The sequence below is a fragment of the Algoriphagus persicinus genome (assembly GCF_035156415.1).
In the GTDB taxonomy this organism is placed as follows: Bacteria; Bacteroidota; Bacteroidia; order Cytophagales; family Cyclobacteriaceae; genus Algoriphagus; species Algoriphagus persicinus.
On record NZ_JAYEEY010000001.1, the window covers coordinates 350,095 to 374,408 of the forward strand.

The 24,314-nt window shown below is 41.7% G+C and carries 26 protein-coding genes and 1 pseudogene; 20 read left to right on the top strand and 7 right to left on the bottom strand.

The features are described from left to right. Positions 1-21: 21 nt before the first annotated feature. From U3A58_RS01530 to purU, 4 genes are read left to right on the top strand one after another with little or no spacing between them, the layout of a single operon-like run. Complete coding sequence (locus U3A58_RS01530) at positions 22-957, top strand: DUF368 domain-containing protein (RefSeq protein WP_323821605.1); 936 nt, start codon at positions 22-24, stop codon at positions 955-957. Continuing rightward, positions 954-1,691, top strand: coding sequence for a shikimate dehydrogenase family protein (locus U3A58_RS01535; RefSeq protein WP_323821606.1), 738 nt, complete (start codon positions 954-956; stop codon positions 1,689-1,691). The genes U3A58_RS01530 and U3A58_RS01535 overlap by 4 nt, the downstream gene beginning before the upstream one ends. 11 nt (positions 1,692-1,702) lie before the next feature. Beyond that, positions 1,703-1,846 (top strand): hypothetical protein, encoded by a 144-nt coding sequence (locus tag U3A58_RS01540; protein WP_323821607.1) that lies wholly within the window; start codon positions 1,703-1,705, stop codon positions 1,844-1,846. 4 nt (positions 1,847-1,850) lie between these two features. Then, positions 1,851-2,705, top strand: coding sequence for a formyltetrahydrofolate deformylase (purU, locus tag U3A58_RS01545; RefSeq protein ID WP_323821608.1), 855 nt, complete (start codon positions 1,851-1,853; stop codon positions 2,703-2,705). On the opposite strand, the gene alr is transcribed toward purU, so the two are convergent. After that, complete coding sequence (alr, locus tag U3A58_RS01550) at positions 2,702-3,856, bottom strand: alanine racemase (protein WP_323821609.1); 1,155 nt, start codon at positions 3,854-3,856, stop codon at positions 2,702-2,704. The two genes, purU and alr, sit on opposite strands and share 4 nt — an antisense overlap. Before the next feature lie 205 nt (positions 3,857-4,061). Between alr and U3A58_RS01555 the strand changes: the two genes are divergently transcribed. Next, positions 4,062-4,649: a DNA-3-methyladenine glycosylase I gene (locus U3A58_RS01555; RefSeq protein ID WP_323821610.1), complete on the top strand. Its 588-nt coding sequence runs from the start codon at positions 4,062-4,064 to the stop codon at positions 4,647-4,649. Positions 4,650-4,652: 3 nt separating this feature from the next. On the opposite strand, the gene U3A58_RS01560 is transcribed toward U3A58_RS01555, so the two are convergent. The 3 genes from U3A58_RS01560 to U3A58_RS01570 form a co-directional block, all read right to left on the bottom strand. Continuing rightward, a complete protein-coding gene (locus U3A58_RS01560) occupies positions 4,653-6,173 on the bottom strand; it encodes a sodium:proton antiporter (protein ID WP_323821611.1) in 1,521 nt (506 codons plus the stop codon). 181 nt (positions 6,174-6,354) lie between these two features. Continuing rightward, on the bottom strand, positions 6,355-7,581 hold the full coding sequence (locus tag U3A58_RS01565; protein ID WP_323821612.1) for a Glu/Leu/Phe/Val dehydrogenase dimerization domain-containing protein: 1,227 nt from the start codon (positions 7,579-7,581) through the stop codon (positions 6,355-6,357). 71 nt (positions 7,582-7,652) lie between these two features. Then, a complete protein-coding gene (locus tag U3A58_RS01570; protein ID WP_323821613.1) occupies positions 7,653-8,726 on the bottom strand; it encodes an anhydro-N-acetylmuramic acid kinase in 1,074 nt (357 codons plus the stop codon). A 104-nt stretch (positions 8,727-8,830) separates the two neighbouring features. Between U3A58_RS01570 and U3A58_RS01575 the strand changes: the two genes are divergently transcribed. The 11 genes from U3A58_RS01575 to U3A58_RS01625 all read left to right on the top strand — a co-directional run bounded on the left by U3A58_RS01575 (position 8,831) and on the right by U3A58_RS01625 (position 18,730). Further along, positions 8,831-9,547, top strand: coding sequence for a type III pantothenate kinase (locus U3A58_RS01575; RefSeq protein WP_323821614.1), 717 nt, complete (start codon positions 8,831-8,833; stop codon positions 9,545-9,547). Next, positions 9,537-10,820: a hypothetical protein gene (locus tag U3A58_RS01580; RefSeq protein WP_323821615.1), complete on the top strand. Its 1,284-nt coding sequence runs from the start codon at positions 9,537-9,539 to the stop codon at positions 10,818-10,820. Before U3A58_RS01575 ends, U3A58_RS01580 begins: the two co-directional genes overlap by 11 nt. A gap of 99 nt (positions 10,821-10,919) precedes the next feature. After that, the gene (locus U3A58_RS01585) at positions 10,920-12,221 is read left to right on the top strand and encodes a hypothetical protein (protein ID WP_323821616.1); all 1,302 of its coding nucleotides are present in this window, start codon (positions 10,920-10,922) and stop codon (positions 12,219-12,221) included. 84 nt (positions 12,222-12,305) lie between these two features. Then, positions 12,306-12,851, top strand: coding sequence for an LPS export ABC transporter periplasmic protein LptC (gene lptC / locus U3A58_RS01590; RefSeq protein WP_323821617.1), 546 nt, complete (start codon positions 12,306-12,308; stop codon positions 12,849-12,851). A 77-nt stretch (positions 12,852-12,928) separates the two neighbouring features. Continuing rightward, complete coding sequence (locus tag U3A58_RS01595; protein ID WP_323821618.1) at positions 12,929-13,138, top strand: hypothetical protein; 210 nt, start codon at positions 12,929-12,931, stop codon at positions 13,136-13,138. 2 nt (positions 13,139-13,140) lie between these two features. After that, positions 13,141-14,424: a hemolysin family protein gene (locus tag U3A58_RS01600; protein WP_323821619.1), complete on the top strand. Its 1,284-nt coding sequence runs from the start codon at positions 13,141-13,143 to the stop codon at positions 14,422-14,424. A gap of 84 nt (positions 14,425-14,508) precedes the next feature. After that, positions 14,509-16,620, top strand: a complete 2,112-nt coding sequence (locus U3A58_RS01605) for a SurA N-terminal domain-containing protein (RefSeq protein ID WP_323821620.1) — start codon at positions 14,509-14,511, stop codon at positions 16,618-16,620. 83 nt (positions 16,621-16,703) lie between these two features. Beyond that, the gene (locus U3A58_RS01610; RefSeq protein WP_323821621.1) at positions 16,704-16,973 is read left to right on the top strand and encodes a DUF493 family protein; all 270 of its coding nucleotides are present in this window, start codon (positions 16,704-16,706) and stop codon (positions 16,971-16,973) included. Between the two features lie 12 nt (positions 16,974-16,985). Then, positions 16,986-17,219 (top strand): 4a-hydroxytetrahydrobiopterin dehydratase, encoded by a 234-nt coding sequence (locus tag U3A58_RS01615; protein ID WP_323821622.1) that lies wholly within the window; start codon positions 16,986-16,988, stop codon positions 17,217-17,219. Then, positions 17,216-17,908 carry a 16S rRNA (cytidine(1402)-2'-O)-methyltransferase gene (gene rsmI, locus U3A58_RS01620; protein ID WP_323821623.1) on the top strand — a complete coding sequence of 231 codons (693 nt, stop codon included), beginning with the start codon at positions 17,216-17,218 and terminating at the stop codon, positions 17,906-17,908. The genes U3A58_RS01615 and rsmI overlap by 4 nt, the downstream gene beginning before the upstream one ends. Positions 17,909-17,926: 18 nt before the next feature. Further along, on the top strand, positions 17,927-18,730 hold the full coding sequence (locus U3A58_RS01625; RefSeq protein WP_323821624.1) for an inositol monophosphatase family protein: 804 nt from the start codon (positions 17,927-17,929) through the stop codon (positions 18,728-18,730). On the opposite strand, the gene U3A58_RS01630 is transcribed toward U3A58_RS01625, so the two are convergent. Continuing rightward, a complete protein-coding gene (locus U3A58_RS01630) occupies positions 18,731-19,639 on the bottom strand; it encodes an AEC family transporter (protein WP_323821625.1) in 909 nt (302 codons plus the stop codon). A 104-nt stretch (positions 19,640-19,743) separates the two neighbouring features. Here U3A58_RS01630 and U3A58_RS01635 point away from each other — a divergent pair, with 104 nt between their 5' ends. From U3A58_RS01635 to rpiB, 4 genes are all read left to right on the top strand, one after another. Continuing rightward, a complete protein-coding gene (locus U3A58_RS01635; protein ID WP_323821626.1) occupies positions 19,744-19,971 on the top strand; it encodes a hypothetical protein in 228 nt (75 codons plus the stop codon). A gap of 608 nt (positions 19,972-20,579) precedes the next feature. Continuing rightward, positions 20,580-21,848 carry a serine hydroxymethyltransferase gene (locus U3A58_RS01645; protein ID WP_323821628.1) on the top strand — a complete coding sequence of 423 codons (1,269 nt, stop codon included), beginning with the start codon at positions 20,580-20,582 and terminating at the stop codon, positions 21,846-21,848. Between the two features lie 16 nt (positions 21,849-21,864). After that, entirely contained in the window at positions 21,865-22,722 is an 858-nt protein-coding gene (tatC, locus tag U3A58_RS01650) for a twin-arginine translocase subunit TatC (RefSeq protein ID WP_323821629.1), read from the top strand. Positions 22,723-22,861: 139 nt separating this feature from the next. Next, on the top strand, positions 22,862-23,299 hold the full coding sequence (rpiB, locus tag U3A58_RS01655) for a ribose 5-phosphate isomerase B (protein WP_323821630.1): 438 nt from the start codon (positions 22,862-22,864) through the stop codon (positions 23,297-23,299). Positions 23,300-23,624: 325 nt separating this feature from the next. Here rpiB and U3A58_RS01660 read toward each other — a convergent pair whose 3' ends face one another. Then, entirely contained in the window at positions 23,625-24,209 is a 585-nt protein-coding gene (locus U3A58_RS01660) for a hypothetical protein (RefSeq protein WP_323821631.1), read from the bottom strand. Between the two features lie 6 nt (positions 24,210-24,215). Further along, positions 24,216-24,314, bottom strand: a pseudogene (locus U3A58_RS01665) (IS1595 family transposase); the annotation flags it as partial.

Below are 24,314 nucleotides of genomic sequence, written 5' to 3' on the forward strand. Positions count from 1 at the left end.
GATCAGCCTTTATTTTTGACCATGGATTTTATCAGAAAATATGTGCTCACCTATCTCAAAGGGATGGGTATGGGAGCGGCAGACATAGTACCGGGTGTCTCGGGCGGTTCGATCGCGCTGATCACCGGTATTTACGAGGAGTTGCTTCGTAGTATCAATTCATTTACTGGTGAAAGTCTCGGATTATTGCTGAAATTTGAATTCAAAGCATTCTTCCGGGCGGTCAATGGTAGCTTTTTACTGAGTTTGCTTCTGGGGATTCTGACCAGTATTTTCTCGCTGTCGAAGCTCATTACTTATTTGATGGCTGAGCATCCTATTCCACTTTGGTCATTTTTCTGTGGACTTATTCTAATAAGTGCTTTTCTGATTTTGAAGGATATCAAAAAATGGAGCTTGGGAGTAGTGATTGCACTGATCATCGGTACCGTAGTGGCATATATTATTACAGATTTACCGCCTACGTCCAGTCCTGATGCGCTTTGGTTTACATTTGTAGCTGGTGCTATAGCGATTTGTGCGATGATACTCCCCGGGATCAGCGGAAGTTTTATTCTACTGATTTTGGGCAAATACGAGCCTATATTACAGTCCGTTACGGAGCGGGATTTTGCTACCTTGGCAGTCTTTGCGCTGGGCTGCATTGTAGGACTTTTATCCTTTAGTCGGGTGATTTCATGGCTGCTGAAGCGATTTTACTCCATTACTATTGGGCTGCTCTCCGGCTTTATGCTTGGGTCCATCAATAAACTCTGGCCTTGGAAAATCGTCACCGCTTACCGCACCTCTTCCAGTGGCGAGGAAAAGCCTTTTTTGACCGAAAATATTTTCCCTGGAAAGTACCTGGAGCAGACAGGCTTGGAACCTAAACTGATGGTAGCACTTGCCTCTTTTGTTTTAGGGATTATTTTAGTCGTTGGAATAGATAGACTGGCAGCATATTTAAAGAAATCATGAGAAAATTCGGATTAATTGGACATCCCCTTACACATTCTTTTTCTAAGAAATATTTCACAGAGAAATTTGAAAATGAAGGAATTGAAGGCTGTTCTTATGAACTGTATGACATTCCGAATGCTCGGGACTTGGAGGGAATTTTAAGGGAAGATCCGGAGATAGAAGGAATCAATGTCACGATTCCCCACAAAGAAGATGTGATCGCACTGTTGGACGATCTGGATGAAGCCTGCGAGGAAATCGGTGCTGTAAATTGCATCCACATTCAAGATGGAATGCTCACGGGATACAATACTGATTATATTGGATTTAAAAATTCCCTTTTGCCCATGCTTGGTGCAGTAAAACCAAAAGCCTTGGTTTTAGGAACAGGCGGAGCATCGAAGGCTGTCAAGCAGGCATTAAAGGATTTAGCAATTGAGTTTATATCTGTTTCCCGATCTGAAGATGAGGATCAAATTACCTATGAAGACCTGTTCGCCGACCCTGAAATAATGAGGACTCATCGATTGATTGTTAATACTACGCCACTAGGTACCTTCCCTAACGTGGAAGGTGTACCTGCTATTCCCCTGGAGCAGCTGACATCAGCTCATTTGGTGTATGATTTGGTCTATAATCCACCAGTAACGGCCCTGATGAAAGCTTGCATGGACAAGGGCGGAAAAGCAAAAAACGGACAAGAAATGCTTATGCTGCAAGCAGAAGCCGCATGGGAAATCTGGAATTCTTAAATTATATACATATGAAATCGAGCATGACGCAAGCGTCACACAGAGGGATGATTATCTACCATGCGAGATTCTCCCGATCCGCCGCGGCGGACGGGACAGGCTATCCCGTTTCCTTCGTCACGGGACAGGTTATGACCTTTGAAAATCAATTATAAACAGATGAAAAAAGCCATACTAATTATACAGTGTCCGGATCAAAAGGGAATTGTAGCAGCAGTGTCGAAATTTCTTCATGCTTATGAAGGAAATATTCTAGAAGTTGACCAATACGTGGAAGAAGAAATGGGCATGTTTTTCATGAGAGCTGCCTGGGAATTGGATTCTTTCTCTTTGGAAAAAGATGAGATTTCCTCCCGCTTTAAAGAAGAAGTGGCGGAGAGATTCCGGATGGAATTCAAGCTTCATTTCAATTTTCCAAAACCAAGAATGGCAATTTTCGTGAGTAAGCTTTCCCATTGTCTGTTTGATATTTTGGGAAGGCATTATGCCGGACAGCTTGACGTAGCTATTCCATTGGTGGTATCCAATCATCCCGATTTGAAGGAAGTCGTGGAGGCATTTGGGATTCCATTTCATTTCATTCCCATCACAGCTGAGACCAAAGCCGCTGCCGAGGCCAATCAATTGGAACTTATGAAAGCAAATCAAGTGGACTTTGTGGTACTGGGAAGATATATGCAGATCTTATCTGGGGAGTTTATCCAGCATTTCCCAAACCGCATTATCAATATTCACCATTCATTTCTGCCGGCATTCGTAGGAGCCAGACCTTATCATGCAGCCTATGAAAGAGGTGTGAAGATCATTGGGGCCACTGCTCATTATGTGACGGAAGAGCTGGATGCTGGCCCAATCATCGAGCAGGAAGTAGCGCGAGTGAGGCATCATAATACCGTCTCCGAATTAGTCCAAATAGGTCAGGATGTAGAAAAAGTAGTGCTTTCCAAAGCCATCAAATACCATGTAGATCGTAAAGTAATGCCGATCAAAAATAAGACAGTGATTTTTTATTAAGGGATGATTATTCTAGGAATGTCCTTCGGCAATCGGGTAAGCATTTCGTAATTCACCTGGTGTGTAGATTCAGAAAATGATGCTACAGTGATTTCTTTCCCACCTTGCTTTCCGATTAGTATTACTTCATCACCTACTTTGAAATCTTTGATCTTACTCACATTCACAGCGATGGTATTCATGGTGACCGTGCCCACCACCGGACAGTAGTGGCCATTGATCAGCACCCTGCCTTGGTTACTCAATAATCTACTATAGCCGTGCCCATAGCCTACAGGTACGATTGCCAATCGAATATTTTCTAAGGCCATGTAGCTATTGCCATAGCCTACAAATTCCCCGGTTTTCACAGATTTGATGCTCATGACTGTACTTTTCCAGGTGATCAGTCGTCTGAGTGGATTTTTATTGCCATTTGGCAGGGATTGTAGCTTCGCAAAAAATGTTTCCTTGGTAGGCCAAAAACCATAGCTTGCGATACCTATTCTCACCATGTCCATGATTGTTTCAGGAAAAATGAGTGCAGCTGCAGAGCAGGCAGTGTGATAGGTATTGAACACTATGCCTTGCGAAAGGAAAAAATCCTTGAATTCATGATAGCGGGCAATTTGATTATTTACGCGAACGAAATTACTCACAGATTCTGCTCCGGCATAATGTGTGCAAAGTCCCTCAATCACTATGAAATTAGAATTCTCCAGTAGTATGTCAGCCAGCTTCTCTCGCTGATTCCAATCAAATCCTGTGCGATGAAATCCAGTCTCTACTTCAATATGGACTTTGGCGGGAATACCAATTTCCTTAGAAACCAAGATCGTCCTTTGCAGCCTTTCAAAATCAAATACATAAAAGCTAATTCCCCTTTGGATCAGCGCCGTCAGCTCTTCTAAATGGAGCATCCCCAGAATCATGATGTCCGATCCTTTTTTGGATTTGTTTGAAACTTCCCAAGCTTCATCCGAACTAAACGTGCTGAAATGACGGATTCCGGCTTTTTCGGCTATTTCGATCATTTGCGAGATCCCATGTCCGTAGGCATTACCTTTCACTACAGCAGATATTATTGGCTTTGGGCCAATTTCTGAGCGTATATAGCGTATGTTTTGTCGATATGCTTTGGCACTGATTTCTAGGGTAGAGGTGGCGATCATAGTTGTATGCTAATTAAGCTCAGAAAGTAGTGTACTCTCCTTCCTTATCCCAATTCTTGATTAATTTTATTCCTTAATTCTACTTTTATGAAATCGAGCATGACTCAAGCGTCACACACTGGGATGATTATCTACCATGCGAGATTTCATCCCGTTTCCTTCGTCACGGGACAGGTTATGACCTTTGAAAAACAATTATAAACACATGAAAAAGCCCTTCCAAGTTTCTGATCCAAAGCCACGTTGTCCTTGGTGTCTAGGTTTTGAAGATTATGTACGCTACCACGATACCGAGTGGGGAGTTCCTGTATGGGATGATCAGATTCATTTCGAGTTTTTGATTTTAGAGTCTGCCCAAGCAGGTTTGAGTTGGGCTACTATTTTGAAAAAGAGAGCGGGCTATCGCATAGCTTTTGCAGACTTTGATTACAAGTTAGTTTCCTCATTTACAGAAAGTTATGTACAAGAGTTACTGCAAGACCCTAGCATCATCAGAAACGTGTTGAAAATCCGTGCTGCGATCAATAATGCCAAATGCTTTATGGAGGTACAGAAGGAATTTGGCTCTTTTTCAAAATACATTTGGGGTTTTGTCGGCGGCAAGCCAATACAAAATCGCTTATCCTCCATGAGCGAAGCACAGGTTACAACTAAGGAATCTGATTTGCTTGCCAAAGATTTGAAGAAACGTGGATTCAAATTTCTGGGCAGTACCACAGTGTATGCACACATGCAGGCTACAGGATTATTCAACGACCATTTAGAATCTTGTTTTCGCTATTACGAAGTTTAGAACTTATACGAAAGCAAAGAATACTAGCCACACTAATATAAGTAGTGGCAATAGGATTGGTAGAGAGAATCGGATCATATAGCCAAAGAAGGAAGGCATTTTGATCCCATTTTGCTCCGCTATAGACTTCACCATGAAGTTAGGTCCATTTCCTATATAAGTCATCGCCCCGAAGAACACCGAAGCGATGGAGATGGCCATCAATTCAAATGCGGAGTCAGGATATCCGTCAGCTGCAAACTGGCGAACTTCTTCAATGTTATTGATGGAAGCACCTTTGGAAGACATGGCGGCTGCAAGAAAGTTCAGGTAGGTAGGTGCATTGTCTAGAAATCCTGAAAGGATACCAGTGCCCCAATAAAGCGTGTTGTGCGTGATCATAGCAGCGCCATCTGGTGATTTAGCAAAAGCACCTACGAGCTCTAAGGCCGGCATCATAGTCCCAAATATTCCAATGAATATAAATGCAACTTCCCGAATAGGCTCGAAGTTGAACTCATTGCCTTTGATGGCTTTCTGATCTGCGAATCTGTAAGACAAGAAAGCTACTGTCAGCATAATGATCTCCCGGATATAGGAGAATTTCTGGCCGTCATAGACGATGGCTGGCACTCCTTCTATTACATTTGGATCGAGGAATACTGAGCAGATTATAATAAATAACCAGCCAAAATTCTTAACCCCTATCAAAGAAAATTTATTTGAATAGGTAGTTTCTTCTAGCTCAGAGTCATCATTTGCTCTGCCAAATTTTTTGTCAATAAAGTAGAATGCAATAGCTAGGGCAATTAATGCAAATATCCATGCCGGCCAGTTATATTCCAAAGTCCAGAAGAAAGGAATGCCTTTCAAGAAACCTAAGAATAGTGGAGGATCCCCGATTGGTGTCAATGAGCCCCCTATATTACTCACCATAAAGATGAAGAAAATGATGTGATAAGCCTGAATATTCCCTTTGTTCAGTCTGATAAATGGACGGATCAAAAGCATAGATGCTCCAGTGGTTCCGATCAGATTAGAAATCAAAGCACCAATAATTAATAAAGTGACGTTTGCGAATGGGGTTGCTTTCTTATCTATTTCTATAAGAATGCCTCCGGAAGCAATGTATAAGGAAGCCAGAAGTGCAATAAACTGAATGTATTCTGCCATGGCATGGACAGGCGCATGGACATTCCCAAGAACAAACAAATAATAGAAAACTACCAGCAATGCGAATCCGATGGCGATTTTCGGGTAGTTTTTGTGCCAAAAATGCTCATAAAACAGAGGGCCAGTGGCAATCATGAGCAATAAGGCTACAAATGGGATGACCAACCAAATAGGGGCAGTATGATGCCCCTCATCTATGGCTTCTTCCACCAAATCCTCGTGAGGGGCAACTTGGTCGGGATTTCCTTGCTCTACTTGAGCTAGGTATTTCTGCTCAGTATCAGTAGTCTGTGCAAAAGCATATTGCGTGTCTAATCCACCCAAAAATAATATTCCGAAAAATATGGAGAAACTAAAGATAAAATTCTTCATTAGGCTAATAGGGTAGGCTGGGTGTTCTTTTCGGTTAATTTAAGCAAATAATTGATTGTTGGTATGCACCAGTGGCGTCTGCTAAACTACAGCTTTTGCCTGATACAGCACAATCAAAATTGACCATCTTGTTGGATTTAATCAAAAATTAACTCCGTCTGATCAAACACAAAGTATACTTTTACACGAGTTGTGCTAGGGCTATACTAAAGGAGCTTTCCGCTAGTTTAATTTTTTCAGGATTCTTGGAATGAACATTTAAGAGTGCTTTTTCGATAGTCCTGCTGACATCTGTGAAGATAGCCATATCGGTCACTTCCGCATTGTCACTCATCAAATAAGCAAAGACGCGGGCCATACCACAATTGGCGATGAAATCAGGTATCACAGAAACCCGCTGATCTGTCCAAATGCCTATGGATCCAAAGAATATCTCCGGGTCAGCAAAGGGCACATTGGCTCCACAAGAAATAACATTTAGCCCAGAATTCACCATTCGCTCGACTTGATCCTGAGTGATCAGTCTGGAGGAAGCCGCTGGGATGAAAATTTCGCTTTCTATATCCCAAATTTGCTGATTTATCTCTTCAAAGGAAAGTAGGTTTGCGGCTACGAGTTTATTTCCATCTCTAGCCAGGAAAAGCTGGCGAACCTCGTCAAGCGAAAAACCTTCCTCCTTTATCACTCCACCTTCACGGTCGATGATACCTACTATTTTCACACCTTCTACGGCAAGAAAACATGCTGCTGCGGCGCCTACGTTGCCCCATCCTTGAATGACTGCACGTTTTCCTTTGATGCTTCCTCCCCAGATTTTATAGTAATGCCTTAAAGCTTCTGCTACCCCAAATCCCGTAATCATATCGGCCACGGTATATTTTTTAGGGCCATTTGGGGTGAAGAGTGGATCTTCAAGAACTTTGGAAACGCCTTGTCGGAGCTGACCAATTTTTCGGATTTTCTCTGGCTCAGTGGCATGATAGTGGCCATTTACCACCCCTTCTTGTGGGTGCCATAGACCATAGGATTCTGTGATAGGAATTACTTCATGGATTTCATCCACATTTAGATCCCCGCCAGTGCCGTAATAACTTTTTAATAAAGGAATCACTGCTCTGTACCATCGCCGAAGGACTTCATCTTTACGGGGATCGTTTGGATCGAAGTTGATGCCTGACTTTGCGCCGCCAATCGCCGGACCGGAGACGGTGAATTTTACCTCCATTGTTTTGGCAAGAGATTCAACTTCACGCTTGTCCAATCCTTTTCTCATACGGGTACCACCACCAGCAGCCCCACCTCTAAGGGAGTTTATCACTACCCAGCCTTCAGCCTCAGATTCGCTATCACTCCATTCAAAAGTGATTTCGGGTTGTTTGTTTTCAAACTTTTTAAGTAATTCCTGCATGTAATTTGGGTTTATAGCTAGGCAAAAATAGAAAAATATCCTTCCTCTACAGCATGAAGTCTGATAGGTGGTCAGCCATAAATCACGCCCCCAGATGAATCATTTCTCGCGGCAGTGACAGAGGCTAGGCAGTTATTTTCATTACGAAAACGTAATACGCCTAAAAACCCAAAAACAAGTGCCTCTTTAAACTCTATCAATATTGGCTCTGCAAAAACATGTGTCCATTGATAGTTGAGGTGAAAATGAAGCCGCTCTTTAAAAAAGGAATTGTATGCACCGCCACCGGTAAGCAAGACTGTAGGGCAATCAGAAATTTTGTGTTGCTTGATCACTGTGGCGATCTGTAAGGCATAATGCTCGACTAGTGTTCTCAGCTTGTCTTTTTCGGGAAGCCTACTAGCATTCAGCAGCGGTATGAAATCATTTTCCAAATCCTCCCGGCCTAGTGACTTTGACTCTGATTTGGAATAAAAAGTCAACTCATTCAGCACCTTAAATAGCTCGTTATTTAGTACCCCCTCCTTTGCCCAAGCTCCATTTTCATCGTATTCAGCACCGAGCACATTTGCTTGGGCATTCAGCAAGAGGTTGAATGGGCAGGTATCAAATGCAATTCGCCTCCCACCTGCCTCCATGCTGATATTTGCAATACCGCCTAAGTTGATGCAAAAATCGATGGACGGAAAAAGTAAGCTGTCTCCAATGGGCACCAAGGGTGCGCCTTGGCCACCAAGCTGCACATCTAGCATGCGGAAATCATTGATTACCTTTTGTCCGGATGCCTGATGCAGCGCCCAGCCATTGCCTATCTGAAGGCTAAGCCCCTTGGCGGGTTGATGGAATACGGTATGTCCGTGCGAGCAAACTGCCATAGGTTTGATTTGTTTTTCACCACAATATTTTCTGACTTTTTCCCCCATCCACTTTCCGAATTCTACATCTAGAAGTGCTAGTTCCAAAGCAGAAAGTCTATGGCAGTTCTTGAGTTTCGTTCCCATTTCCTTTGGAAATGGGAAGGTAACCGCATCTAAAATCTCGTAAGACCACTGATCATGAAGTGTATAGCTGCAATAGGCTAGGTCTAATCCATCTCCGGAGGTACCGGACATCAATCCGATCATGGTGTAGTTAGTAGAACTCATGGGTTAAAGTTTGTTAAGTAACGACTAGGTCAAAGGTAATTTAACAAGTATAAAAGGCACTACTTTTTTTGAATGGCTATTTTGCAGCATATTAATCAAACTGGATGATAAATCTGATAATAGACATCGGGAATACAAGAATCAAATCGGCGCTGTTTCAAGGAGAAATACTGCTTGATGAAGTAGTATTTGATGGGATTGAAGTTGCATTAACCTATTGGGTATCAGTTTCATTTGACCATTGCTTAGTGAGCTCTGTAAGGTGGGGTCAAGCTGAACTACAGGATATTTTACCTTTCCAATTTGCCTTTCTTAGCTCAGCTACCAAGCTACCTATTCGCAACGCATACGGAACACCCGCAAGCTTGGGTTTGGATCGGATTGCCGGAGCGATTGGCGCTTGGACTATGCGGGGAAAAGGACCGATTCTCGCGATAGACTTGGGAACTTGTATTACTTTTGATTTAATCGATGAAGGAAACACCTATTTAGGTGGAGCGATCAGCCCAGGACTCGAAATGCGAGCCAAAGCAATGCATGAGCAAACGGCAAGATTGCCGCTAGTTGATCTCAAAGTAAAGCCTTCCGAACTGATTGGCAAAAATACAATCACCTGTATGCAAATCGGTATTTGGCATGGAATTGAGCTTGAATTGCGCGGGCAAATCGAGGCATATACCAAAAAATTTCCAGAAATCGAGGTCTTTGTTAGTGGCGGAGATGCCCAATCTTTTGATTCATTGGCAAAAGACCTCATATTTGTAGTCCCAAATTTGGTCCTTTACGGATTGAATTCTATTCTAAACCACAATGTTGAGTAAAATCAAATTGCAATTGCTGGGTGTACTATGCACCCTTTTCTTATTTACAGAAGCTCAAGCTCAGACCAGTGCTTCTACCTATAGTGCGCTAGGGATCGGTGAATTTAATTATTCCGGACTTACCCATAATCAAGCAATGGGGGGACTTGGCATCAGCTACGGTAATGCCTGGAATCCCAATGTGGTCAATCCAGCTCTTACTACTAAAAACACAATTTTTAATTTTGAGGCAGCACTGAATTATAAAAAGATAGCAGTGGACAACGGCACAGAGAATTCGGCTGTGGATGGCGGTGGCCTTTCCTACATCGCAATTTCACTCCCTGTGAAGGTAAATAAAGCGACGGTCGGCTTAGGATTGAACCAAATCACCAGTGTAAATTATCGGTTGCTGATAGAAAGCCCAGTTAGCAATACAGATGTGCAAGCATTGAATTCTATCGAAGGGGATGGCGGTATTTCAGAAGCTTATTTGAGTTATGGGATGGTGGTAGCCAAAAATTTGAGTCTCGGAGTACAAGGTTCTTACTTATTTGGGTCAACGATACGAACTAATCAATTGGCACTTTTTGATGATGAAGGAGGCCAAGTCGGGACTACTTCAGAATATTATGAAAGATTAACAGTCAGTGATGTGGGCATTAAAGCAGGTGCCTATTACTTCCTTCCCTTGACTGCAGGTAGTAAGTTACACTTAGGCGCCATCTATCAGCATTTAGGAGATGTTAGTGGAAAAGCTTTTGCCAAGCTCGCATCATTTGGCCAAGCTAGCAACCCAGATTCAGATGGAGACTTGATCTCAAATGATGAACCGGGAAGCATTTATATCCCTAATCGCTACGGATTCGGCCTTTCTTATGAAAAAAACAATAAATATATAATCGGTCTGGAAGGCCAATATCAAGACTTCAAAAAATATAGATCTCTGCTAGATGATCCATTGCAATTGAAGGAAGCAATTAAGGTAGCTTTGGGATTTCAGATTACGCCTGATTTTACTGCGATAGATAATACGCTAAAGCGGGGTACTTATCGCGTAGGATTGGAATACCAGCAGACGCCATATTATTTGAACGAGACTAATATTAATGACCTTGGCATTAACTTTGGAGCTTCACTTCCTGTAAATCAACTTTCGTTAGTGAACTTCGCGGTGAAAGTAGGACAGCGGGGCACCACTAATAATGGACTGATCAAAGAGAGTTACGTTAACTTCACTCTAGGATTGTCATTGAATGATAACAGTTGGTTCTACAAACGAGTTTTTGAATAATAATTAACCAAACCATTCAATCAAAATGGTTAAGTCCATTTCTTAAAACCTGGACTTAGACATGAAGATTAAATTGTGCCGAATTAAACCATTATGAAAATGAAAATTAAATCTACAATCCTAGGGCTAGCAGCCCTGCTTCTCGCCGGAATGGTCCAAGCTCAAGAAGGCTGGAACTTCCCCTCTGACGTAGCCCAAGAAGCCAAAGCAAGAGAATTAAACGCGGCTTACACTGACTTCATGAATTCTGATCAGTTTATTGAAGCTACACACCCCCTGCACTGGTTGCTGGTCAATGTCCCTGAGCTTAATGAATCTATCTATCAGAATGGAGTCAAAATATATGATGCGGCTGCCAAAGCCACTACTGATGAGGCTCAAAAAAGAGTTTATCAAGACTCTGTGATTGCGCTTTACACTAAAAGAGGAGAGATCTATAATAATGAGAAAGAGTGGATAGAAAATAAAGCCTACTACGGCTATCAATATTATAAGGGAGACAAAGATATGCTGAAAGGTCCAATTGCTGATTTTGAGAAAGCACTGGAGCTTAATGGTACTATAAACTATCAATTGACAGCGGCGTATTTCGATCTAGTCTATAGGAATTACGCTTATCACCAAGCTTATACAGGAGAAGAAATCTTAGCAATTCATGACAAGATCAATAAGTTACTTGATGAAGCTGCTGCAGAAGGCAAAGACGTATCTAGCCAAAAAGGCACCCTTGAGCAGTTATTGGTCGCGATGGAGCTGATTGATTGTGATTTCATCGAAAATACGATGGGTCCAAAATTGGCCGCTGATCCTACCAACGAGGTACTAGCTGACCAGATCTTCAAGTATTCTGTTCAATACAAGTGTTTCTCCTCAAAGGCATTCCTACGAGCACTTGAAATGAAGCATGCTAAAGAACCTTCTTTCTCTACTTCTCAGGTGATTGCCATGAGATACATGCAGGAAGATAATACTGCTAAAGCAGAAGAAATGTGGAGTCAAGCATTGACTCTTGCTGAGAGTGATTCTCAGAAGGCTGATGCTCAGATGGAGCTTGCAAAGATCTATGCAAAGCAAGGAAAGAAATCTGCGGCCAGAGCTGCGGCTAGAGAAGCAGCTAACCTAGATTCTTCCAGAACTTCAGATATTTACTCCATGATCGGGGGTATGTATATGAATTCGTTTAATGATTGTAGAGGAGGAGAAAGTGTCATTAAGGATAGAACCATTTTCATAGCAGCTTACAATGCTTACCAAAGAGCTGGTGATTCCAATGGAATGGCTCAAGCAAGATTACAGTTCCCTTCTAAAGAAGAAGTCTTTACTGAAGGAATGCAAGTAGGTCAGACACTTAGTACTGGTTGCTGGATAGGTGAGACGGTCACTTTGGCTACTAGAGATTAATCATACCACTGATACAAAAAGGCAGTCTTCGGGCTGCCTTTTTTCATTTATAGGCGTAAAACAATTTTCAAGTATCTTTGAGCTGTGAAGACGAGTTTATATTCTTTGGTAATGTTCTCCATCCTTGCTCTAAGCAGCTCCTGCAGGGAGGATGTGGATGCTTCTGCTCTGGAGGTTTACGATGGGCCGATGAAAATGACCCTCAACATACATTTAATACAAAGTGACTCGGCCATAGTACGGTCAGAAATTAAAGCACCTAAGCAATTGGAGTTTGCCAACGGCAATCTGGAGTTTCCTGATGGAATAGAAATTCAGATTTTTGAAAAAGATGGTCAATTGAGTACCACACTGAGAGCAGATCGAGGCTATTTATTGAAACAGGAAAATATCTTCAAAGGTGTAGGTGATGTACAGGTTCACAATCTGATCAAGGATCAAAAACTACAATCTGAAGAGCTTTTTTGGGAACCAAATAAGAAAATAATATACACTGAGAAATTTGTAAGGGTACAAAATGGAGGTACCTATTCCTATGGATCCGGATTCGAAGCAGATGATACTTTCAGTACATATAAACTTAAAAACCCTAGGGATGGTCAGATTGAGTTGTCTGAAGACGGACTTTAGATGAATCTAATAGAAATAAGGTTTTTGATAAGTAATATTGAGCGTTATGCTTTATTGTCGCCCCCATATTATTCACAATGAAATTAGTTGACGCATTAGTATTATCACTATCTCTTGCACTTATGATCGTTGGTATTCACCAGACTGTCACGCAAGGAGTGGAAGCTTCCTACGCGATTTTTATGTTTGCGGTAGCCTTGCTATTTTGGTTTCAGTACCGCAGGATGCACAAACCCGAAGAATCACCGACACCTAAGAAAAAGACCAAACCTGGCAAAAAACGCTAAGCATGGAAGTAAGTTATGATTTGATTTATGTGCTCATCACGCTGGCGTTATCGGCCTTTTTTTCGGGAATGGAGATTGCCTTTATTTCTGCCAATAAGCTTCAGATAGAGCTTCAAAATAAGCAAGGCGACCTTACTGGTAGAATACTCAGTGTTTTTGTGCAGCGCCCTGGACAGTTCATCGGTACTACACTCCTAGGTAATACCATATCACTGGTGCTCTACGGTATATTCATGGCATACTTCATGGAAGACCAGCTGAAAATGTGGCTTCCAGACGGTTTCAATAACGATGCAATTGTGCTGGTTTTGCAGACCTTGATTGCCACTATTGTGGTTTTGGTGACCGCTGAGTTTTTGCCGAAAAGTCTTTTTATGTTGAATCCAAACAGCATGTTGAATTTCTTCTCTCTACCATTTTGGATCATTTATGTTCTTTTTTACCCGGTAGTTTGGACAGTAGTAGCACTTTCGAGATTTTTCATCACCAAGGTACTCCGTTTGGATTATAGTGAAGATAAACCGGTTTTCACGGTCACTGACCTCAATAGCTTTGTCCAAAATCATATGCATAAAGGAAAAGAAGAAGGGCATGTGGAAATAGATACGAAGATTTTTGACAATGCCGTGGAATTTAAAACGGTACGGGTGCGTGAATGTATGGTACCGAGGACAGATATAGTATCTGTGGAGGTGGATGACCCTATCGAAGAACTAAAGCAGGTATTTGAAGAAAGTGGGCATTCTAAGGTGATAGTCTATCGGGAATCCATCGATGATGTCATCGGCTATTGTCACCAATTGGAGCTGTTTAAGAAGCCCAAAACCATCGAAGAGATTTTAACGCCTATCATTATTGCACCAGAATCGGCACTGGCTAATGAGTTACTGATTCAATTTATTCAGGAGCGAAAAAGCCTGGCTTTGGTAGTAGATGAGTTTGGAGGGACTTCTGGAATAGTTTCTATGGAAGATATTATTGAGGAGATTTTTGGAGAAATCGAGGATGAATACGACAGCGATCATTTGATCGAGCAGCAAATTTCTGATCAGGAATATTTGCTGAGTGCGCGTCATGAAATAGACTACCTCAATGATAAATATGGCTGGGAATTGCCGATTGGAGACTTTGAGACTCTATCCGGGCTGATTCTATCCCTCACGGAGAACCTCCCGAAGAAAGGAGAATCGATTACTTATGAGTCCTATTCTTTTACTGTAGTGACCAAGCAAGAGCATAGAATTGAGACTGTTCGCCTAAAAATCAACACCTCAGGAATTTTCTAGTTACGCGTTTGATTCAGAATATATTTTGAATTTCGTTACTAAAGCTTTTATTTTGCGACACTCTAAAAAAGCGTAGTAACAATAATGGCGTTAATTAAACAAATTAGACAAAGGACAGGTCTTATGATCGGTGTAATTGCCGGCGGATTAATATTATTCCTCCTAGGAGGAGATTTATTAAGTCCAAATTCCACACTTCTCAATTCCAGTCAAAATATCGTAGGTGAGATCGCAGGTGAAGATATCACCTACGATGAGTATATCACCCGTATTGAAGAATTCAAAGTTGCCAATCAGCAACGAACTGGAAGAGTTCCTTCGGAAGTAGAAATGTATTCGATCAGAGAGCAGGCATGGCAGTCTATGATTGTAGAGCGTGTGTTCAAAGAAGAATATGAGAAATTGGGCTTGACTATTTCGGATGCCGAATTAGTTGATATGGTTCAAGGCAAAAACATCGTTCCGGAATTACGTCAGCAATTGGTAAATCCTCAAACTGGCCAGTTTGACAAAAGTCAGCTGGTTACTTTCCTTCAATCACTGGAAACGGCAGATCCTGCACAGCAGGCATATTGGAATCAGCAAGAGCGACTTTTTGCTGACTCTAGATTGAGAATCAAATATGACAACATGCTGGCGACTTCTGAGTTTGCTACCGAAGCTGAAGCAAAAGTAGAATACAAAGCAGCCAATACCATAGCAGATGCATCAATTCTATTTGTTCCTTTCTATGCCGTCGCTGACGCGGATGTAACCGTATCAGAAAGCGAAATGCAAGCGTATTTGACTAAGAACAAAAGTAAATTCAAGTCTGGCAATGCTGCCAGCCTCGAATACGTAAGCTTTAGCATTCAGCCGAGTGGCCTAGATTCAGCGGAGGTGATTGCTCGGATCAATGAATTGACCAATGAGCTAAAAACTGCTGAGAACGATTCCCTTTTTGTGTTAAGAAATTCTGAAAGCCCAACTCCATATTTGACAGTAAGACCAGGCGACGAACTTCCTGCAAATTTGAGCAATAATGTATCAGACATTCAGGCAGGAGAAACTTACGGCCCTTTCATCACGGCCAACTCTACCTTCGTGTCCTATAAGGTTACTGATCAGTACGAAGGGACACCCAGACTGAGAGCCTCACATATCTTATTCAGCACCGAAGGAATGGACGACACTGCCAAAGCTGCTGTAAAAGCTCAGGCAGAAACAGTCCTTGCAGAAGTGAAGGCTGATGGAAACTTTGAAGTAGCAGCAAGACAATATGGTCAAGATGGTACTGCACAGACCGGCGGGGATTTGGGTTGGTTTGCGAAAGCGGATTTCGTGGAAGAATTTGCCACTGCTGCCTATGCTGCTAAAGCTACAGGTTTACTTTCTGATTTGGTAGAAACAGAATATGGCTATCATATCATCAAAGTGACTGAAATGCCTAAAACCACTTATACTAAAGTGGCAACTTTAGAATTGGAATTAGTAGCAAGTGATGCGACTAGAAACGAGGCTTTCAGAAATGCTGATTCTTTTGCAGCAAATGCTGGCAATAGAAATGAGTTCACTGAAAATGCAACAACGGATAATTATAGAATTCTACAAGCAAACAATGTAGAAGCCAACGCTAGAAACATCAACAATCTTCAAAACGCAAGAGAAGTGATACGTTGGGCTTTTGCTGATGGCACTTCTACCGGAGAGGTTTCTACTGTTTTTGAACTAGACAATGCCTATGTAATAGCTACCCTTGTCAGCAAGAAAGGCGAAGGTGATCTGAAGTTGGCTGATGTAAAAGAGCAAGTGGAAGCTCAGGTTAGAACTGAGAAAAAAGTAGAGGTGATCAAATCTAAGCTTGCCGGAAAGACTTCTTTGGAAGAAATGAAAGCGGTCTATCCTGCTGAAGCGTCTCTGAATGAGATTCCTGATTTGAAGCTCAGTGCAAATGTGATTCCAGGTGTTGGATTCGCTCCCCGGGCTATTGGTGCTATCTTCGGACTGAAGCAAGGCGAGATCACGCAGCCTATTCGTGAAGATGTGGGGGTGATCGTAGGTAAGTTGAATGCCTTGACTCCAGCTGCTGAAATAGGTGACTACTCTGCCTACCAAGGTCAATTGACACAAAATGCCTCACAGCGAACGACATATTCGGTGATGATGGCTCTGCAAGATCTGGCAGGGGTCAAGGACTATCGATATAAATTCTTTTAATAGAATCTAGATTCGGAACCCGTGCCACTTAGCACGGGTTCTTTGTTTATATTCGAAATGTAATTTGCCAATCACATCAAGCCATGGACAAAAAGGAATTTGATAAAGAAAGCTTCAAGGAAAAATTAGTGGCCAGTGGAGAGTTTCCACAGCTTTATATGTTTAAGTTTATAGTTCCTACTGGAAAAGAAAAGGAAGTGGCTACGCTATTTCCAAAACATGAAATAATTACCAAAGAAAGTTCTGGCGGGAAATACGTAAGCGTTACTATTCAGCCAATGATGAAAGATCCAGATCAGATTGTCAAAATCTATGAGAAAGCTGCCGAAATAGAAGGGTTAATCTCACTTTAAACGAATTAAATTATGTGGAAAGAAGAAGATAATAAGCTAAAGAAAACATTCAAGTTCAAGGATTTTCAGGAAGCTTTTGCATTCATGACCCGAGTGGCATTTTTAGCGGAAGCCTCACAACACCATCCTAATTGGAGCAATGTGTATAATACGGTAGAAATTGAATTGACTACGCATGACTCCGGAAATAAGGTGACCAAGAAGGATCATGACCTGGCAAAGGATATTGATAAGGTTCTTGCATGAGTGAAAATTCCCCAAACTTGTTTCTAGTACCTACTCCCATCGGTAACCTTAAGGATATCACACTTCGTGCAATTGAGATATTGAAAAGTGCTGATGTGATCCTAGCTGAGGATACCCGCACGAGTGGGCAACTGTTAAAACATCTGGAAATTTCCCGGCCTCTTCAGAGTTACCATATTTTCAATGAGCACAAGACGGTAGAAAAACTAGTCGAGCGCATGAATAAGGGGGAAGTATTTGCATTGATCAGCGATGCCGGCACCCCTGCTATTTCAGATCCAGGTTTTCTCTTGGTAAGAGAAGTACTTGCAGCTGGACTAGATGTGCAATGTCTTCCTGGTGCTACAGCCTTTGTCCCTGCTTTGGTAAATAGTGGGCTGCCAAATGATCGATTCGTTTTCGAAGGGTTTTTGCCTCACAAAAAAGGGAGAAAGACCAGAATAGACGGGCTTATCGAAGAGGTGAGGACTATTATTTTTTATGAGTCTCCACATCGACTGCTGAAAACTCTTGGGCAGCTTTCCGAAGCTTTTGGAGCGGACAGACAAGCGTGCGTATCCAGAGAACTCACAAAGCTCCATGAGGAGAACATTAGAGGTTCATTAGCCGAGTTAATAGAATATTATCAGACCAATACCCTCAAAGGCGAAATAGTCCTTACTGTGGCAGGTAAGAATCCCAAAGCCTGAATTAGACAAACAACTATTATGATCTCAACAGAAAAACTTACACTACTTTTAGAGAAAACTCAAGAAATAGCCAAGGAAGCTGGAGCTTTTATACGTAGAGAAAGGCAGCATTTCAATTTGGCTCGTGTAGAGCATAAGGGGTTCAATGATCTGGTGTCCTATGTGGACAAAGAAGCCGAAAGGATGATCGTAAATAAACTAGCTCATATCTTGCCAGAGGCTGGTTTCATTACAGAAGAAGGCACTAATACCACACAGGCGGAAGAATTCAACTGGGTGATTGACCCGCTGGATGGCACTACTAATTTCATCCATGGTGTGCCGATTTTTTGTGTGAGTATAGCCCTGATGGAGCGTGATGCCGTGATTTTAGGAGTGGTTTACGAGGTGAATCTACATGAATGCTTCTATGCGATGAAAGGCGGTGGAGCATTTTGTAATGACACGCGTATCAGAGTTAGCGCAGCTAAGACACTTTCTGCATCTCTGATAGCTACAGGCTTTCCGTACTACAACTTCGATTTGATTGACAAATACCTGGCTGCTTTGAAGTCATTGATGAAGTCTTCGCATGGAGCTCGTCGATTTGGAAGTGCGGCTGTGGACTTATGTTATGTGGCTGCTGGGCGAGTAGAAGGGTTTTTTGAATATAATCTGAATTCATACGACGTTGCCGCAGGTACCTTGATTGTGGAGGAGGCAGGTGGCAAAGTGACAGATTTCTCTGGCGGAAGAGATTTTATATTTGGAAGGCAGATATTGGCTACGAATGAAAAAATTCATGAGGAAATCCTCTCGGATTTGAAAAAAGCTTGGGTTTAATCAGCCTAAGAAATAATACCAAACCAAGATACTTAAGATAGAAATCGGGATTCCCAATCCTGCAAGTAGTGTTGCGAGCTTGGGCTTAAGGTCGTATTGGATGGCGACAATAGACCCGGTAATCATTGGTGCCATGCCACTTTCAAGGACGGTGACCTTGAATTCAAGGCTGCTTTCCGGTAGGAAATTTCTGAAAATCAACCAGACCATCAATGGTGCAAGCAAAAGGCGGTAACCCATTCCAAGCCAATAAAACTTGGAGCTTAGCGAGTCGAAATCTATTGAAAACTTCAGGCCAATGGCGAAAATGGCCACTGGAGCCATTGTTTTTCCAATCAAGGAAACCAACGGGATGAGAAATTCCGGAGTTTTCCATCCCACAATGCTCATGCCTATAGTGATCAATAAAAATCCGAAAGGTGGAAAGCGAAGAATTTTGAGGGGGATTTCCCTCAGATTACCTTCTTTATGGGAATAGATTGAGCCCACCAAAATCGCAAGGGATGAAACAAGCAAAAATGAACCTCCTTGATCTATCAAGAGCGCTATTGGCAATCCTTCTTTACCATATAGCCCTTCTACCACAGGAAATCCCATAAACGAAGTATTAGCCAGCCCTGACACGATTACCAAACAACCAGTGGTCTGTCTATCCCATTTTAAAATTTTGCCGAGCATCCCAAAAATTAACCAAGACAAGAGAAAGGTGAACCAGGCCGAAGAAATGGGTAAGAGCAAGCCCCATCCTGGGACTATTTGTGGGATGTACAGAAGTGCCAAAGCAGGCAGCACAATATTCAATAGGTAAGCATTGACCCACTTAGTTATTTTTTCCTGTGGAAGATTTGATTGCTTCTGTAAAAAAAGTCCCAGTAGAAGGCATAAAAATGCAATGAAAGCTCCTGTCATGCTGCGTTTATGTAAGGCGAGATTTTTATTAACATAAAATTAATTGTATATGAGTGTACTTTGGTGATTATCAGTATAGTTTTGAGACAAATAACCGCAACTTTATGACTAAACTTATACCGATTTTTATCAACGGAGGAACATGGATTCAACTTTCACAGCTGTCAAAAGAGCAAGCAGCAAACTTGCAATCCTGGCTTCCTGTAACCTGTTTGAAGAAAGTCATGTTTCAGGGAAGTGAATTTAGCGATTGCCTAGATTTCCAAACGTACGAGTATTGGTTTCGTACACATCAAGTTTCTGATCAGAAGCAGGCACTGTTAGATTTCTAATCCAATCCGAAATTTTTTCTTTTTTCCTCAAAATATTTATTCAGCTCTGGATAGAAGTCACTTTCGACTTCTGGGATTCCGTCCAAGATTAATTCCATATTTCCTTCCATCACATCGGTATTCACCTGCATTCCTTCTAAAAGATAAACTATGTCTTCCATACTTAAAGCTTCAAAGCTCGNTTCCATATTTCCTTCCATCACATCGGTATTCACCTGCATTCCTTCTAAAAGATAAACTATGTCTTCCATACTTAAAGCTTCAAAGCTCGATGAAGGATAGAGCAAGTAATCATTTCCATAGAAATCAACCGCTTCAAATTGAATTTTTCCCTCTAGCCAGTGTGCATAAATGCTGATTTGCTCTCCCCATTGACTTTCGGGATAATTCATTTTTACTAATAAAACAGAAGTGGTTTCGTCAGTAAAATAGCTTTCAGGGTGGAATTTGAAATCAATCATCAGCCAAAAATAGCAATTCTGTAGAATTGAGAATCCCAATCCTATTTTTGGATTGGATAATCGGGACTTTCGGGCTATTTTTGGGCACATTTGCAGGTACGCCATTTGGCTACCATTCCATAAAAATTGGCTTTCAAACCCCTGATTATGAAAAGAGATTCGCTTGTTTTCGACCTAATCAACGAAGAAGAGGACAGACAAAAGAGAGGCATCGAACTGATCGCTTCAGAAAACTTCACCAGCAAACAAGTGATGGAGGCGGCAGGAAGCGTGCTGACAAACAAATATGCGGAAGGTCTCCCAGGCAAACGCTACTATGGAGGTTGTGAAGTAGTGGATAAGATCGAGCAACTGGCCATCGACAGAGCAAAAGAGCTTTTTGGCGCTACATGGGCCAATGTTCAGCCTCACTCAGGCGCACAGGCGAATGCAGCAGTGTTATTGGCATGCTTGAAAGCTGGCGATCCTATTTTAGGATTTGATCTTTCTCACGGTGGTCACTTGACCCATGGTTCTCCTGTGAATTTCTCCGGGAAGCTTTATGAGCCTCATTTTTACGGAGTAGAAGAATCAACTGGAAGGATTGACTATGACAAACTTGAAGAAAAAGCTCGGACTGTTATGCCAAAATTGATCATTTGTGGTGCGTCGGCCTATTCGAGAGATTGGGATTATGCAAGATTGAGAGAAATAGCAGATGAAATCGGAGCCCTTCTTTTGGCAGATATATCCCACCCATCTGGGCTCATCGCTAAAGGACTTTTGAATGACCCGCTAGATCATTGTCACATTGTCACAACTACCACGCACAAGACCCTTAGAGGGCCAAGAGGTGGTTTGATTATGATGCGTGAAGATTTTGACAACCCATGGGGATTGACTACTCCAAAAGGAGAAATCAAAAAAATGTCTTCTTTACTTGATATGGGCGTATTCCCTGGCACTCAAGGAGGCCCTTTGGAGCATATCATTGCTGCAAAAGCCATCGCTTTTCAAGAATGCTTATCAGATGAGTACATGCATTATGTGCTTCAGGTGAAAAGGAATGCATCCGTAATGGCGGAGCAGTTCGTAAGTCTCGGATATCAAATCATCTCAGGAGGTACGGACAATCACATGATGCTCATCGATCTTAGAAATAAGGAGCTTACCGGCAAAATTGCAGAACAGACCCTTGGAAAGGTGGATATTACCATCAATAAAAACATGGTGCCATTTGATACCAAATCTCCGTTTGTTACCTCTGGAATGAGAATCGGCACAGCAGCTGTTACTACCAGAGGGCTGAAGGAAGATGACATGTTGAAAATCGTCAACTTAATCGACAGAGCTTTGAAAAACCATGAAAATGACGCCGAATTGGCAAACATTCGAGGCGAGGTAAATACCTGGATGAATCAGTTTCCATTATACTAGTTTATAGACACCACCCGTGGCATTAGATCAATACCAAGAAGAAGAGGAAGAAGAAGGAGGAATGTCCTTTTTGGACCATTTAGAGTCTTTGCGCTGGCATTTACTCCGCTCAGTAGCAGCTATTCTGATTTTATCCGTTGCGGCCTTTTTGGCCAAAAGCTTTGTATTCGGCATCGTTATCCTTGGTCCTTCCAAGGTTGACTTTGTGACCTATAGATGGCTGTGTGAACTCAGCGATTATGTAGGGTTGCCGGCACTTTGCATAGACGAACTACCATTTACTATTCAAAGTAGGCAGATGACAGGGCAGTTTACCATGCACATGACTTCGAGTTTTGTGGTGGGATTCATCGCTTCGTTTCCGTTTGTTTTCTGGGAAGTATGGAGATTTATCAGCCCAGGGTTGTATGACCAGGAGAAAAATGCCGCACGAGGGGCCGTTTTCTTTGTAAGTTTGTTGTTCTTTATGGGAGCTGCATTTGGCTACTTTATCCTATCTCCACTTTCAATCAACTTCCTTTCCAATTATCAGCTGGATCCGTCGATTCTCAATGAATTTGATATTACTTCCTATATATCCACATTGACTATGCTGGTGTTGGCCTCGGCGATCATGTTTCAGCTTCCTGTGGTGGTATATTTCTTGGCCATGTCAGGCTTGGTGACTTCGAGCATGCTTAAGTCCTATAGGAGACATGCCATTGTGGTGATCTTGGTATTGTCTGCGATAATTACTCCTCCTGATGTTATCAGCCAAATATTGATTTCAATGCCGATCCTAGTCTTATATGAAGCTGGTATTCAGATTGCAAAAAGACTGGAGAAAAAAAGAGCGGTTAGAAAAGCCAAAGAGGATATAGATGATGCGCTTTAATTTTAGACATAAGTAGCAAGTATCTAGAGTCAAGAATTAAGAACCTAGAATCAAGAGTCTATAGATTAAGATGAAATTGGAAGGTCAGGATTACTTCGGTCTCCTGTCTTCCTGCTTCGGTCTTTTACAGAAATAAATTATGGCAAAGAAAATAGCAATAGGTGGAGATCATGCAGGGGTTGAATACAAAGCCAAAATGATCAGCAAACTTGAATCTCAAGGCTATGAAGTAAAGGACTTTGGTCCCTTTTCCGATGCTTCTGTAGATTATCCAGATTACGTTCACCCCTTGAGTACTGCCATAGAAAATGGTGAGTATGAGTTGGGAATTGTGATCTGCGGAAGTGGAAATGGTGTAGCTATTACCGCTAATAAGCACCAAGGTATCCGTGCCGCCCTTTGCTGGAACGAAGAGCTTGCTGCTCTTTCCCGTCAGCATAACAATGCCAACGTGATAGCTCTCCCTGCCCGATTCATATCCTATGAACTAGCTGAAAAGCTGGCTGAGATCTTCCTGACTACCGACTTCGAAGGCGGAAGACACCAGAATCGGGTGAGTAAGATTGCTTGTAGCTAAAAAGCTGGAAGACAGAAGACCGAAGAAGCCCAAACTTGATAATTCAGGTTTGGGCTTTTTTTGGGTTTGTTTTACAAATTCTAATGCTAGTCGTTTTTATTTATTTTATCAAAAGCCTTTTTTGTCATTATTATCAAGTTCTCTTTATCAAGATCAAGTATTGAAATATAATCTTTGTTAATAGCGTAATGTTGAGACCAATCAACATAGTCCTTATAAAGAAGTAGCGTACAAATATCCGTCGGTTCGATATGATTAGATAGAATATGCGTATGCATTGTTGCATTTATATTTTGTCCATTCGGATCTTTATAAGGAAGTTCAATTAGTGAATTATGTAGTTTGGTCTTACCATTAACTTGTTCTTAGAGTTGTATTTGAGTAGATAGTCATTGCCGATGAAGACAGAGCCTTGTTTTTGTGAAGCAGATAAAATAAATACTTTTCTGTTTTTTCCATCTATCAGTGAAATTGCATTGAACGAAACATTTTCATAATAAGTAAAAAAACCATCTGAATTTGAAGTTAGCATCATCAACGCATCTTGTCGTATTGAAATAAGGTCTGTTTCAATTTCAAGAGCTGAGGCTACTTCGGTATCAACAGAGTTTGGGGTTGAAGTTGGTAAATTGTCAAATTGATATCTAGCCAATATTCTGTTGTGGTCGAACCTACTATAAAAGATGGAGAAAACATGTTCATCTATTCCTTGATAAGAAAGGTATCCTCCAATGCTATCTCTCTTATCTGGGAAATTTTCTAGAAAATGATCGGTTGAGTACCAGGCAGCTTTTTCAAGTCGGTAAAGTAACATGCCTTCCTTCAGTAAAGCCTCTGAATCTGGTTTTTGAGCATTTACTTGAATTGTTGAGAATAGGCTGAAAAAGATTATGATTATAGAGGTGGCCATTTAACATCATATCAAATTCTGGATATATAATTTTTCAGCCTTAACCATTCTGTTGATCAGATTATGGAAAATGGTCTCTTTACTCTGAGACCGATTTGTTCTGTA